This is a genomic window from Anaerosoma tenue, assembly GCF_023161965.1.
GTDB classification, from domain to species: Bacteria; Actinomycetota; Coriobacteriia; order Anaerosomatales; family Anaerosomataceae; genus Anaerosoma; species Anaerosoma tenue.
Map to the genome: position 1 here is coordinate 1 of NZ_JALNTY010000003.1, position 13,325 is coordinate 13,325.

Sequence of the window (13,325 nt, forward strand, 5' to 3'; positions counted from 1 at the left end):
CTCACCGTGACGTAGTCCCATCGGACGAACTCACCAGAAGCAGCTCGGTGATTACCCCGCTCGGCGTCTAGCCCAGATGCCATCCACTCCACAGACGAAGAAGGATCAGGAGTGGGATGAGGACGGAGATGCCAACTGCCGTGATAGCGTGCCCTTTGGAGAGCCCCTTGAAACCCTCGCGTCGCTTGCCATAGCGGAAACTGGCGACGAGCAGCATGGCCAGTGTGGCGATGAAGACGACGGCTCCGAACACCGCCAACAGTGTCCTTGAGGATTCTGGCCACGGGCTATCACCGTACACGAATATCCACAACGCGCCTGCTCCGGCGCCAACGGTGAAGGCCATCACAAGAAATGCGATCATCGCGCTCGGTACTAGGAACAGCAGCAGATACGAGTACCGGGCCTTCATGCTTGGTCTCCTAGCTCGAGGCCGTCTAACGCTCTTGGAGATGAGCGACGAACGAGGTGAGTCCGCTCGATCTCCGGGTTAGCCAGGTCTGCGTGTTGCGCCGACATCGACCTCATCATACTGAGCGTGCGGTTGCCCTTGAGTGGCCACAGCCCCATTCAGAATCAGGAGTTCGGTTGTCCGCTTGCGATGATCAGATGAGGCTGCCAGTCGGCTGTGTCTGGACACCGGATGCAACTGCCAGCTTCCATCGCCATAGAGTTCCCGAATCGACGGATGATCTGCGTTCGAGACAACAACTGCAACGCCGCGACGAGATGCAGCAACCAACGCGTCCCTCAGTCGCACCTGATCCGACCACGAGAAGATGTGCTCGTTGTACTTCACGAAGTTGTCCATGTTGTGCTTCACCGTATAGGGCGGATCTACGTAAAGAAAATCGCCCTCAACGGCATCATCAATCGTCTGCTGGAAATCGCATGCCCTCAGTTCCGAACCAGACAGGGCCTGACTCCACGCCACGAAATCGTCACCGGGGAGGATGACGGCATCCTTGGATCCTTTGGGTACGTTGAAGCGTCCCTGGAGATTCACTCGATACAGGCCATTGAAGCACGTTCGATTGAGGTAGATCAGCTGCGCAGCACGGGTGGCAGGCGTACGGAAGCGCTGATCTCTGACGTGGTAATAGTACTCAGTGCTGTGCTTGCGCCGGTGAACCTTGAGTAGGTCGAGGACTCGCTCCGGTTCATCCCGAACCGCGGTATACGCTTCAATCAATCGCGGATTGGCGTCCGACAGCAGCGCCGCAGATGGTTCAAGGTGAAAGAAGACCGCACCGCTACCAACAAAGGGCTCCACGAGTCTATCGTGTGACACTCGAAGCAAATCGGCGTGATTGGCAACCAGCCATCGCTTGCCCCCGGCCCAGTTAAGAAACGGTTTCACGACAATGACACGACGTTGTCGCCGTCACCATTCTCAAATGCGGCAATTCGTGCCGTTAGCTCGCCGTACATATAGTCGAGGTAGTCGAAGTCCTCGACCTTGTAGCTTCGCTGATCGGTCGGGTGAGCTGGAATGCGTCGAAGCTCGTTGATTCGCTCCATCCACTTGAGGTTCTTCGAGAGCCCCTTTTGCCCCGGCTCTGGTATGTCGAACACGCCCTTGAACAGGGGCCAATGATTGCGCGTCTCGATGATCTTCTTGTACTCGATGAAGTCCAAGTAGTGCTCGAGTGGAAGGCGGTCATCGCCCTCATCATCGAGCGACTTCTTGTACGCTCGCGCGCGAATCTCCTTGTCCGTGACCCCTTGATCCCAGTAGGCGGAGCCCTCGGGTCCGTAAACTTCCTTGAACCTGTCGAAGATGAACTTCTGGACCAGGATATTCAGTTCCTTGATCTGACGGTCTGCCTCAGCGATACGTTCCTCGGAGCGCGACTCGACCCACTTAGCTAGCCCATCGGGCTCGAAATCTGGGTAGGACTGTTGGATCATGTGACATAGGCGGTAGTAGTACTCAGGAGGCCCACCCGATCCAAACGGGACCTTGAAGTTCGCTACCATGTCCGCTTGGGATGCCCCTTGGAGCCAGCTCGTGATCGGGTCTATGTAGTCCTCGATCTCAGCCAGTAGCTCCAGGGGCTCGAGTTCGCGCGCCGCTAGACCCGTCGCCTTCTCCATGTGGGCGATAACAGATGCCAACAGCTGGAAGTGTGCCTGCATCGCGGTGTTGGTGCAGAGAAGGCCTTGGCGCCCCATCTCCCATAGGCCACGGTTCGAGGCGGCGATTTGGTCGAGGTATCCATTCAGGACCTGTCGGGCACGGTCAAGCGTGTCGGAGTCAGCAGTGTCGCTCAAGGGCCCGGGAGAGTACTCCTTGCCCTTCAGGATCGACGACCCGACCAGTCCAGAGCGCCGGAGTCCGGTCTTGAGCTCTGGGACTGTCAGACAGGTCTTCTCTGTTGCGGGGATGCCCTGTTGCGTCACCCGGCCGTACAGTGCCTCACCGATGTCACCGTTCATTAGACCAATCAGCCGTGCACTGATCGCGCCGATCCGCTCAGCTGGGCGATCAGATCCCCACTTAAGCTCGCCTTCCAGATCATCCAGCAGGGTCCTGGGAACAGACTTCTGCTCGTGATTGATAGTCACGAAGAGGTTCGCCTCTTGGGTCTGGTCCAGGTTCTCAAAGGCGACCACCATTATGTTCTGTGCCAGCTCGCGGTCAGACAGCGGTGCATAGCCGTAGAGCCGATGCTGCCCATCGATAACCCACGCAGAGCGGTACTTGCTGGGTAGGTACAGGTGGCCGAACGCCACGCCCGTTTCGTCGTCACTAGCCATCTGTTCAAAGCGGCACCTCTGCCGGAAGTTCACGAGGATGTTTGTGGGGAAGTAACCCCCCTCTTGGAGGAACTTCGATATCTGCCTGAGGCGCGTGCGGCTCACAAGCCGCTGGTAGGTCGGAGCGCCTTCGGGGTCATTGAGAGACCTGTGATTGACGAATGCAATCTTGAGCATCTGCCGAGGCGTCGACACAAATGAATAGAACGTACGCCCCCCCAACTTCCCCCTGACAGCTGGAACGCGTACACCATCCATAGCTGGGATCCGCTGGTCCTTTAGGAACTCCGCGAGGAACTGATACCTCGCGGCGGACTTCAGGTGATCGGCGATTTGCAGGTAATAGCGCAGCTCGCGTTCCGTGACGATGTTGATTCGCGCACCTGCAGCACGTTCTCTGTCTGGCTTGGACCACACTATGTTGCTCGTCACGAAGAGCCATATGATCCTGAGCTTGGGGTCCCGTCCATAGTGCTTCCTGATGGCGTCCGCGATTGGACCCCTGAGGCTAGAGAACTCCTCGATGTCCTTCTGTAGGCTCCTGCGTGTGACCTGGTCGCAGGACTTGCATTCAGCGACGATGACGGTCTCATCGTCCTTCGCGAACACGTCAATCTGCTTCCAGAGCGGATCGGCACCTTTGCGCTCGATCCTAATCTTGAAGTTCCTGCCGGAGCTCACCTCGGGATATCCGAGTAGGTAGAAGAGCAACCAAGTTCGATTCTCGAGTCGCTCTTCGTGCGGCCATTCGCGCCGCAGTACGGTCTTGCGCTTCAGCTCTCGAACGACCACCCATCCCTGGTCGATGTACTCTGCCGCGTCGCTCTTGGCAACTGAGACCTCCTTGAACGGCTTGCGCCTCTTGGCCGCCTCGCGCTTGAGAGCCGATGCGTCAGTGAGCAGAGGCTTCAACCATTCCTGTCGATCCATTGAATCCCCCGTCTGGACAGGTGGCCGGTGGTTCTCCCATCGATTCAAGATACCGCAATCATCTGACAGGAGTCGTGCGTTCGGTCGCCAGACCCTGGCTAACCCGCTATTCAGCAGACTGTACGTCTGCGCCAACAAGACTTACGTAGTCAGGGATACCACCAACTCAGCCACCCCGCCACCGCGAATTGCGGATCGACTTCCGCTTCTTGCAGTCTGCATAAGCCCCGTGCCCTCACCCGAGCCCGACCGTACCCTGAGGATACTGTTCGACCTCTGAGTCTCCAACGTGACAACGACAACCTGGTGCTGGTGGCAAGCCTGCTGCTGTTCACCGTCTGGCTCGTGTTCCCCTGGAAGACGTGAGTGTCGGTGCGGGGTGGTCAACCAGCCGCCCGCCCCCTACTCCCCCTGGAGCGCCTCGGCAACCGCCTCGGCCACATCGCGCGTCACGCCGGGCACGGCCGCGATCTCCTCGGCAGTCGCGGCGCGCAGCTTGCGGATGCCGCCGAAGTGCTTGAGGAGCGCCTTCTTGCGCTTGGGACCCACGCCGGGGATCTCGTCGAGCACGGACGCGGTCATCGCCTTGCCACGCAGCTCGCGGTGGTATTCGACCGCGAAGCGGTGCGCCTCGTCACGCACCCGCTTCACGAGATAGAGCGACGGTGAGCCGCTCGGCAGCACCACCGGCTCGTCCCAGCCGGGCCGCCACAGCTCCTCCTCGCGCTTGGCGAGTGAAGCCAACGGCACGTGGCTCATGCCGAGCTCGTCGAGCACCGCCCGCACGGCGTTGAGTTGCGGCTTGCCGCCGTCGATGAGAAGCAGGTCGGGCCGTTGCCGGGCGAACCGCGTGTCCCCCGCACCTTCGCGTGCGAACCTGCGCCGCAACACCTCGGCCATCATGGCGACGTCGTTGGCTTCCTCGGCAGGCAACCGCACCTTGAAGCGCCGGTACGCCGCCTTGTCGGCACGTCCGCCGGTGAAGACCACCATCGAGCCCACCGAGTGACGCCCGTGGAGCGTGGAGATGTCGTAGCACTCGATGCGCAGCGGCGGCGCCGGGAGCGCGAGCGCGCTCTCGAGCTCCAGCAACGCACGGTTGAGCCGCTCCTCGTCGTAGCGGGTGCGGTGCTTGTAGCGTGTGAGCGAGTGGCGCGCGTTCGTGGACGCGAGATCCAGGAGCGACCGCTTGTCGCCCCGCTGGGGCACGAGCAACCGTACGTTGGTGCCGCGCAGGCCGCGCAGCCATGCCTCGGCCGCCTGCGGCTCCTCGGGCAGCGCAGGCACCACCACCTCGCGCGGTACGTACGACGCGGTGCCGTAGTAGCGGAGGAGGAAGCCCTCGATCAACTCCGCCTCCCCCGCGTCGAGTCCTTTGTCGAGCGTGAACTCGTTGGCGCCCACGATCCGGCCTTCCCGCACCAGGAGCACGGTTGCGCCGGTGATCGTCTCCTCGCGCTCGAGGCCGATGACGTCGAGGTCGAGAGGACGATCCGAGACCACGCGCTGCCGCTCGAGCGAGGCGCGCACGGCGTCGAGCGAGTTGCGGAGCCGCGCCGCTCGCTCGTAGTCGAGATCGGCGGCCGCCACGCGCATCGCCCGTTCGAGCTCGTCGGCCACCTCCCGCTGCCGCCCCTCGAGGAACGCGGCGATCTTGTCGATCCGCTCGCGATACTCGGCCTGCGTGATCGCGCCCACGCACGGCCCGGGGCCCTTGCCCACGTGGTAGTCGAAGCACGCGGTGCCGGTGGGCTCACCACTGCGCGCGGTCAGGCGCTTCCACTCCACGCAGGTTGCGCGGCACACGGGGTAGACACGCCGCACGACCTCCATCGTCTCGCGCGCCGCCCGGGCGTCGGTGTACGGGCCGAAGTAGCGCGTTCCCGGCTTGTGCTTCTCGCGCGTGTACTTGATCGCGGGGAACGGGTCCGAGAGCGTGAGCGCGATGAACGGGAAGCTCTTGTCGTCCTTGAAGTCCACGTTGTACGGCGGCCGGAGCTCCTTGATGAGGTTGGCCTCGAGGATCATCGACTCGGCCTCGGTGGTGGTGGTCACGTAGTCGAACGAGTCCACGCGCGCCATCATCCGCGGCACCATCGCCCGGTCGTCGTGCCCGCCCGTGTACTGCCTCATCCGCTTGCGGAGCGACTTCGCCTTGCCCACGTAGAGGACCTCGCCGGCCTGCTTCCACAGGTAGACGCCGGGTGCGTCGGGCACGTGGCCGAGCTGTGCCTGGATGTCCGGGGTTGTGTCCATGCTCCACAGGATAGCGTTCGCACGCCCCCGTGTGATGCCCCACCGCGCGAACAGGCCCCCGGCCGGTGGTATCCAGCCGGGGGCCCGCGTTATGCAGCTATGTCCTCTCTTGCGCTACTCGGCCAGCAGGTTCGCCACCTCGAGCCGTACGCTCGTGCTCACCGCGGAGGTCCCGCCGAAGAAGCGGACCTCGCTGATGGAGCTGCCGTGCGCGATCAGCGCTGCGCGGGCACTCGGTGCGAGCGTGTCGGAGGGCGTGAGCAGCATGACGCTGCCTGCCCTGCCCTGCAGCACGCCGCCTGCAAGCGCATCGGGGAAGTTCTCGCCGGTGGCGAAAGCCACGCCATCCCAGCCGAGGCCCGCCTGCGACACGCCGTACTCGGCCACCAGGGCCGCTGTCTCGTAGCGGTTGCCGCCGGCGATCCGGTCCACAGCGTTTGCGCCGATCACGTCCGCCAGAGCCGACTCGAAGGATGCCGGCACCACGCCGGTCCCGCCGAGGATGACCGCGTTGGTCACGCCGTCAGCCTCGAGCGCCGCCGCACGAGCCGCATGCGTTGCTGCATCCGGCTGCACCAGGTAGAGCGGCCAGCCCTTGCCTGCCGCGAGCGGTGAAGCGCCGAGCGCGTCCGGGAACGCGGCGCCTGTGCTCACCAGCGCGGTGCCATCCCACGCCGCGCCCAACTCGCTCAGCGTGCGCGCCACCACGGCGTCGGCGGTCTCGTAACGATTGCCGCCCGCGATGCGCTCCACCGACTCCACGCCGGGCAGCGCTGCCAGCTGGCCACGTACCGCATCGGATACGACGCTCGTACCGCCGAGGACGATGATATCGGTCGCGCCGAGGCGTTCGATCTCGGCCTTCACGGCATCCGGGAGCTGGTCCGGGGCGGTGAGCAGGATCGGTGCGTCGAGCGCACCCGCAAGCCCGCTGCCGCAGATCGCGTCCGGCCAGTCGAACGCCGTGGCGACCAGCGCGTACACGGCGCCGTCGGGGAACGCCTGCCTGGAGACCTCGATCGCCGTACCCACACGGTCATCGCCCTGGACGGGGGTGACCATCACGTCAACGGCGCCCACGTTCACGAACACGACCTCGCTGTCGGTGGCCACGCCGTCGGATGCGATCACCGTGACCGCATGGACCGCCGGACCCTGTTCCTCCGTTGGCGTCCAGCTGAACACGCCACCCGGTGTGATCGTAGCGCCCTCGGGGACGTCGTCGCCCAGACTGAACGTCACCATCTGCGCCGGCAGGTCGCTGTCCGTAGCGGTCGCCGTGAAGGTGAGCTCGGAGCCCTCGTCCACCGACTTCGCCCCGATGGGAGCGAGCACCGGCGGTACGTTGACCTCCACCACGCGCAGGATGAACGACTCGCTGCTCGTGAGAACGCCGTCGCTCGCGGTGACCGTGAGTTCGTAGGTACGCGGACCCTGAGCCTCGGTGGGCGTCCACGCGAACTCGCCGTCAGGCGTGATCGCGGCGCCCTCGGGCGCCGAGGGGTCGAGCGTGAACGTCACGACCTGCGACTCCGTGTCGATGGCCGAGGCCGTGAATGCGAACTTCTTGCCTTCGGCGATGATACGGTTGCCGATCGGCTCGATCTGCGGCGCCGAGTTCCGCTCGGTCACCTTGGCGACGTAGACCTGGTCGACCCAGCTGTTGACCGTCACGCCACGTATGAGATCGCCTGCGTTGGAGCAGAAGGCCACGTACGTCCCGTCGGCGCTGATAGAGGGCTTGGCCGGCTCGCGACGGGCGGCCACCTTCAGCGGGCCCGAGCCCTCCGAGCCGTACACGGCAGCCACCCGGGCGGTCTCACCGGTCGCCATCTCGTACGCGAAGACGTCCGTCGTGCCGTTGGCGTCGTCAGCAACAAGGTTGGACGCCTCCGAGGAATACACGACATACGCGCCATCGGCACTGATGGCAGGATTGGCCGAGCAGCCGTTGGCCTCGTTCGATGCTTCCGGATCCTCGATGATGAGTTTCACATCGATCGGGGCCGCATCGGGATCGGCGTTCGTGATGCGGATCGTGGTGCCCTCTTCGCGATCGCGGACGAAGATGTCCCCGTCGTTCCACTCCTCCGGCGCGTCGTCGAGCAGGTTGCGCGCGCCCGACTGGAATGCGACGTAACGACCGTCAGCGGTTATCGACGGCCACCGCGAGCAGTCGTCCGCCTCCGTGCCGAGCGTGCTCACGCTCACGCGCTCGGTGACACCTGCGGTCATGTCACGCACGAAGATGTCCGCGTTGCCATTGGTATCGTCCTCCACGAGGTCCGACGCCTCGGAACGGAACGCGATGATCGTGCCGTCCTGGTTAGGCGACGGCCAGTGGGCGCTATCATCCCCGGCTACGCCCGCGGTGTTGACGGTCACGAGCTCGGTGACACCCGTGTCACGGTAGTGCACGTAGATGTCCACGTACCCGTTGGTGTCCTCCGAAGCGATATCCCACTCCGAGCGGAAGACCACCGCGTTGCCGTCGGCGCTGATGTACGGCCACGAGGAACAGTCGCCCGTCTGCACGCCATCGGTGCTCATGCTCACGCGCTCCGTGACACCGGTCTCCCGGTCGTGGACGAACACGTCGGCATATCCGTTCGTGTCGTCCTCCACCAGATTGCTGGCGCGCGACTGGAAGGCGACGTACCTGCCATCAGCGCTGATCGACGGATGGCTGGAGCATCCATCGCCCTGGACGCCGTCGCTGGAGACGCTCACCATCTCGAGTTCGCCAGTCTCACGGTCGTGGACGAAGACATCGGTCTCGTCATTGTCGTCACCAAGCACCAGGTTGGGCGCCCACGTCTGGAACACGACATAGCGGCCGTCGGCGCTGATCCGCGAGAACCGCGAGTCATCCATGGGCTCGGTGATGACGCCACCCACACTCACCAGCGTCGTGGTGCCCGCGCTGATGTCACGGTAGAAGACGTCAGGGTGTCCGGCCCAATCGTCGGCGACCAGGTTCGAGGCGACCGACATGAACGCCACCCTGTCACCATCGTCGGACACGCGGGCCTCGTTCGACCAGTAGTCGGGGTCTCCCCCATCCTCGGCAACGCTCACCCTCACGGTGGTCCCGAGCTGCCTGTCCCGAAGGTAGATGTCCTCGGTACCGTTCGTGTCGTCGCCAACGAACGCTGCGTACGACCCGAACGAGACGAAGCGGCCATCATTGCTGATGCTGGGATAGTAGGATGTCCCTATCCCCTGGAGCCCGGCGCTCGAAACGCTCACCAGCTCGGTGGCACCGCTCATGCGGTCGTGCACGAAGATGTCGGCGCCATAGTTGGTGTCTGATGCCACCAGGTTGCTCGCCTGGGAAGTGAACGCCACCCACCGGCCGTCGGAGCTGATATCCGGGTACCAGGAGTAGGAGTTCGCCTCGACGCCGCCAGAGAAGATGCTCACGCGCTGTGTGACACCCGCCACCATGTCGCGCACGAACACATCGGACTGTCCGTTGGTGTCCATGGGGACCAGGTCGCTCGCATAGGAACGGAACGCCACGAAGCGGCCATCGTAGCTCATGGAGGGCTCATGGGAACTGCTGTTGCTGCCGAACCCGGAGGGGTTGACACTCACCAGGACCGTGTCCCCGGTCTCGCGATCATGCGCGTAGACCTTCTCATACCACAGGGCGTCATCTCCGGGCGCAAGACCCTGTGAAGTCGATACGAACGCCACATGGCGCCCGTCGCCGCTGATCGCCGGGGTGTAGCAGTAGCCGTTGGCCTGCACCCCAGCGCTGCTGACGCTCACCAGCTCGGTCACGCCGGTGTCGCGATCGTGCACGAACACGTCCGACGTGTAGTTGACGTCACCGGTCACGAGGTCGTCAGAGTACGAGCGGAACGCGACGTACCGTCCATCGTCGCTGATCGACGGCTCATAGCTCGAATCCGATCCCTCAAGCCCATCGCTGGAAAGGCTCACACGCTCGGTGACCCCTGTGGTCGTGTCCAACACGAACACATCGGTCGTCCGATTGGTGTCACCCTCCACCAGATTCCATGCGTCGGAAGCGAACGCGATGTAGCGCCCGTCAGGCGTCATCGCCGCTTCCTGGGAGTAGCCGTCCGCTGCGGGAGGCATATCCTCGGCGCCCTTTGTGATCTTCTCGATCTCCAGCGGCACCGGCTCGGTGAAGCCGTACACCGTGGATGGCAGAACGAGCGCTGCCGCCAGAAGCACCAGCGGGAGCGATCGAAGCGCTCGCCTACCCGCCCTTGACGATCGGACGATACGACGCATGAGAATCCCCCTTGTCGCAACGGAACCGGCGGACGCGGCTGCAACAAGGAGTGTGGGCGTCCGATACCCTACCGGTCATCCTACGTGTACCGGGTAGTCACGATAAGTGACGGTGGTCACACTGCGCGGTGTATCTTGCGTTCGTCTGCGGATTCGTGCCGTCCGTCAGCCACACCGTGATTCTCTATCCGAAGCCGACAGCCGCTCCGTCACGCACCCGCCGTAACGCTCGCGCCGTGCCCCTCCAGCACCGGCTTCAGGAACCGGCCAGTATGCGATCCGTCACATGCCACCACGTCCTCCGGCGTGCCGGCCACCACCACATGTCCGCCGCGATCGCCCCCCTCGGGGCCGAGGTCCACGATCCAGTCGGCGCTCTTGATCACGTCGAGGTTGTGCTCGATCACTAGGACCGTGTTGCCGGCGTCCACCAGGCGCTGCAGCACGTTCAGAAGCTGGCGCACGTCGTCGAAGTGGAGGCCCGTGGTGGGCTCGTCGAGGATGTAGAACGTCTTGCCGGTCGATACGCGCTGCAGCTCGCTCGCGAGCTTCACGCGCTGCGCCTCGCCGCCGGAGAGGGTGGTGGCGGGCTGGCCGAGCCGCACGTAGCCGAGGCCTACATCGTAAAGCGTCTGGAACTTGCGACGGATCTTGGGGATGTTCTCGAAGAACGAGACCGCTTCCTCGACCGACATGTCGAGGATGTCGGCCACGTTCTTGCCCTTGTATGTGACCTGCAGCGTCTCCCGGTTGTATCGGGCGCCCTTGCACACCTCGCACGGCACGTAGACGTCGGGCAGGAAGTGCATCTCGATCTTGATCTGCCCGTCGCCTTTGCACGCCTCGCAGCGGCCGCCACGCACGTTGAAGCTGAACCGCCCGGGCGCGTAACCGCGGGCCTTCGACTCGTTGGTGGACGCCAGCAGCGCCCGGATGTCGTCCCACACGCCCGTGTAGGTGGCGGGATTGCTCCTCGGCGTCCTGCCGATCGGGCTCTGGTCGATCACGATCACCTTGTCCACGTCGGAGAGCCCCTGGATGCGGTCGTGCTTCCCGGTGCGGTGGCGCGTCCGGTAGATGTGGTTCGAGAGCGCCGGCGCCAGCGTGTCGGTCACGAGCGAGCTCTTGCCGGAACCCGAGACGCCGGTGACCACGGTGAGCGAGCCGAGAGGGATCGCCACGTCCACCGACTGCAGGTTGTTCTGGCGCGCGCCCTCCACCGTGATGTGACCGCGCTCGGCCTCCCGGCGCTCGGCGGGTACGGGGATGCTCAGTTCGCCCGACATGTACCGCCCCGTCAGCGATTCGGCGCAGTGCAGCATCTTCTCCGGCTCGCCCACGCACACGAGCTCCCCGCCGTGCTCGCCGGCGCCCGGCCCCATGTCCACAACGAAGTCCGCCGAGCGGATGGTCTCCTCGTCGTGTTCCACCACGATCACGGTGTTGCCGAGGTCGCGCAGTCGCTCGAGCGCCGCGATCAACCGGGCGTTGTCGCGCTGATGCAGGCCGATGGAGGGCTCGTCGAGTATGTAGAGCACGCCCACGAGACCGCTGCCGATCTGCGTGGCGAGCCTGATGCGCTGCGCCTCCCCGCCCGAGAGCGTGGCCGTAGCGCGCTCGAGGGTGAGGTAGTCGAGCCCCACCTCGACGAGGAAGCGCAGCCGCTCCACGATCTCCTTGATGATGCGGCGGCCGATCGCCTCATCGCGCTCGGAGAGCTCGACGCCCTCGAAGAACTCGAGCGAGTCCTTCGCCGAGAGCATCGTCACCTCGTTGATGCTCTTGCCGCCGAACGCCACCGCGAGGATCTCGGGCTTGAGACGCGCGCCGCCGCACGAGGCGCACGGGATCACGGCCATGTACTCCTCAAGCTTCTCCTTGCTGGCGTCGCTCTCGGTCTCCTCGTGGCGGCGCATCACGCTGGCGAGCGCGCCCTCGTACTTCGTGAACCAGTACGTCTCGCGGCCGTCCCGGGTCACGTAGTCGAGCCGGATCTTCTCGTCACCGAACCCGTGCAGCAGCTTGTGCCGCGCCTCCTCGGGCAGGTCGCTCCAGGGCGCGTCGATGCTCACACCCAGGTGTTTGGCGGCGGCCTCCACCAACTGCGGGTAGTAGTTGAGGTTGCCCGAGTAGGGCTTGATCGCGCCCTCGGCGATGGAGAGCGAGCGGTCAGGGACCACAAGGTCGGGGTCGGCCTCAAGCCTGCTGCCGATGCCGAGGCACTCGGGGCAGGCGCCATAGGGCGAGTTGAAGGAGAAGTCGCGCGGCGCAAGCTCGTCCATCGAGAACCCGTGCTCCGGACATGCCAGCGCCTGCGAGAACTCGTGCTCCTCGCCGTCCACCACGTCGATCATCACGGTGCCGCCCGCTAGCCGGAGCGCCATCTCCACGCTCTCGGCGAGACGCGTCCGGATGCCGTCCTTCATCACGAGCCGGTCGAGGACCACGTCGATCGTGTGCTTGTACTTCTTGTCGAGGACGATCTCCTCGTCGAGCATACGGACCTCGCCATCCACCCGCACGCGGGTGAATCCCTCGGCCTTGAGCTCGCTGAACAGCTTGCCGTACTCGCCCTTGCGCCCCTTCACCACCGGCGCGAGCACCTGGAACCTGGCGCCCTCGGCCATCTCGAGGATCGCGTCCACGATCTGCTCCGGCGTCTGCCGCTCGATGCGGCGGCCGCATATCGGGCAGTGCGGAACGCCCACCCGCGCGAAGAGCAGCCGGAGGTAGTCGTAGATCTCGGTGACGGTGCCCACGGTCGACCGCGGGTTCTTGCTCGTGGTCTTCTGGTCGATCGCCACCGCGGGGGAGAGACCTTCGATGTGGTCCACGTCGGGTTTGTCCATCTGGCCGAGGAACTGCCGCGCATAGGCCGAGAGCGACTCCACGTACCGCCGCTGCCCCTCGGCGTAGATGGTGTCGAACGCGAGCGAGCTCTTGCCCGAGCCCGAAAGGCCCGTTATCACCACGAGCTGGTCACGGGGGATCTCGAGGTCGAAACCCTTGAGGTTGTGCTCGCGGGCGCCTCGGATGGAGATGTGGTCGAGAGACATGCGGGTCGGCCTTTCGGTATGCAAGATGCGAGGGGTTTCTCTGCAAACCCCTATTCT

The 13,325-nt window shown here is 64.4% G+C and carries 6 protein-coding genes; all 6 read right to left on the minus strand.

The features are described 5' to 3' along the window. Positions 1–67: 67 nt before the first annotated feature. The gene (locus MSB02_RS07685; RefSeq protein ID WP_267194652.1) at positions 68–412 is read right to left on the minus strand and encodes a hypothetical protein; all 345 of its coding nucleotides are present in this window, start codon (positions 410–412) and stop codon (positions 68–70) included. A 78-nt stretch (positions 413–490) separates the two neighbouring features. Next, positions 491–1,360, minus strand: a complete 870-nt coding sequence (locus MSB02_RS07690) for a DNA adenine methylase (RefSeq protein WP_267194653.1) — start codon at positions 1,358–1,360, stop codon at positions 491–493. Then, positions 1,357–3,690: a DGQHR domain-containing protein gene (locus MSB02_RS07695; RefSeq protein WP_267194654.1), complete on the minus strand. Its 2,334-nt coding sequence runs from the start codon at positions 3,688–3,690 to the stop codon at positions 1,357–1,359. Before MSB02_RS07695 ends, MSB02_RS07690 begins: the two co-directional genes overlap by 4 nt. A 402-nt stretch (positions 3,691–4,092) precedes the next feature. Further along, on the minus strand, positions 4,093–5,946 hold the full coding sequence (gene uvrC, locus MSB02_RS07700) for an excinuclease ABC subunit UvrC (protein ID WP_267194655.1): 1,854 nt from the start codon (positions 5,944–5,946) through the stop codon (positions 4,093–4,095). A gap of 114 nt (positions 5,947–6,060) precedes the next feature. Then, positions 6,061–10,212: a cell wall-binding repeat-containing protein gene (locus tag MSB02_RS07705; protein ID WP_267194656.1), complete on the minus strand. Its 4,152-nt coding sequence runs from the start codon at positions 10,210–10,212 to the stop codon at positions 6,061–6,063. A gap of 209 nt (positions 10,213–10,421) precedes the next feature. Further along, positions 10,422–13,268, minus strand: coding sequence for an excinuclease ABC subunit UvrA (gene uvrA / locus MSB02_RS07710; RefSeq protein WP_267194657.1), 2,847 nt, complete (start codon positions 13,266–13,268; stop codon positions 10,422–10,424). Between the last annotated feature and the right edge of the window lie 57 nt (positions 13,269–13,325).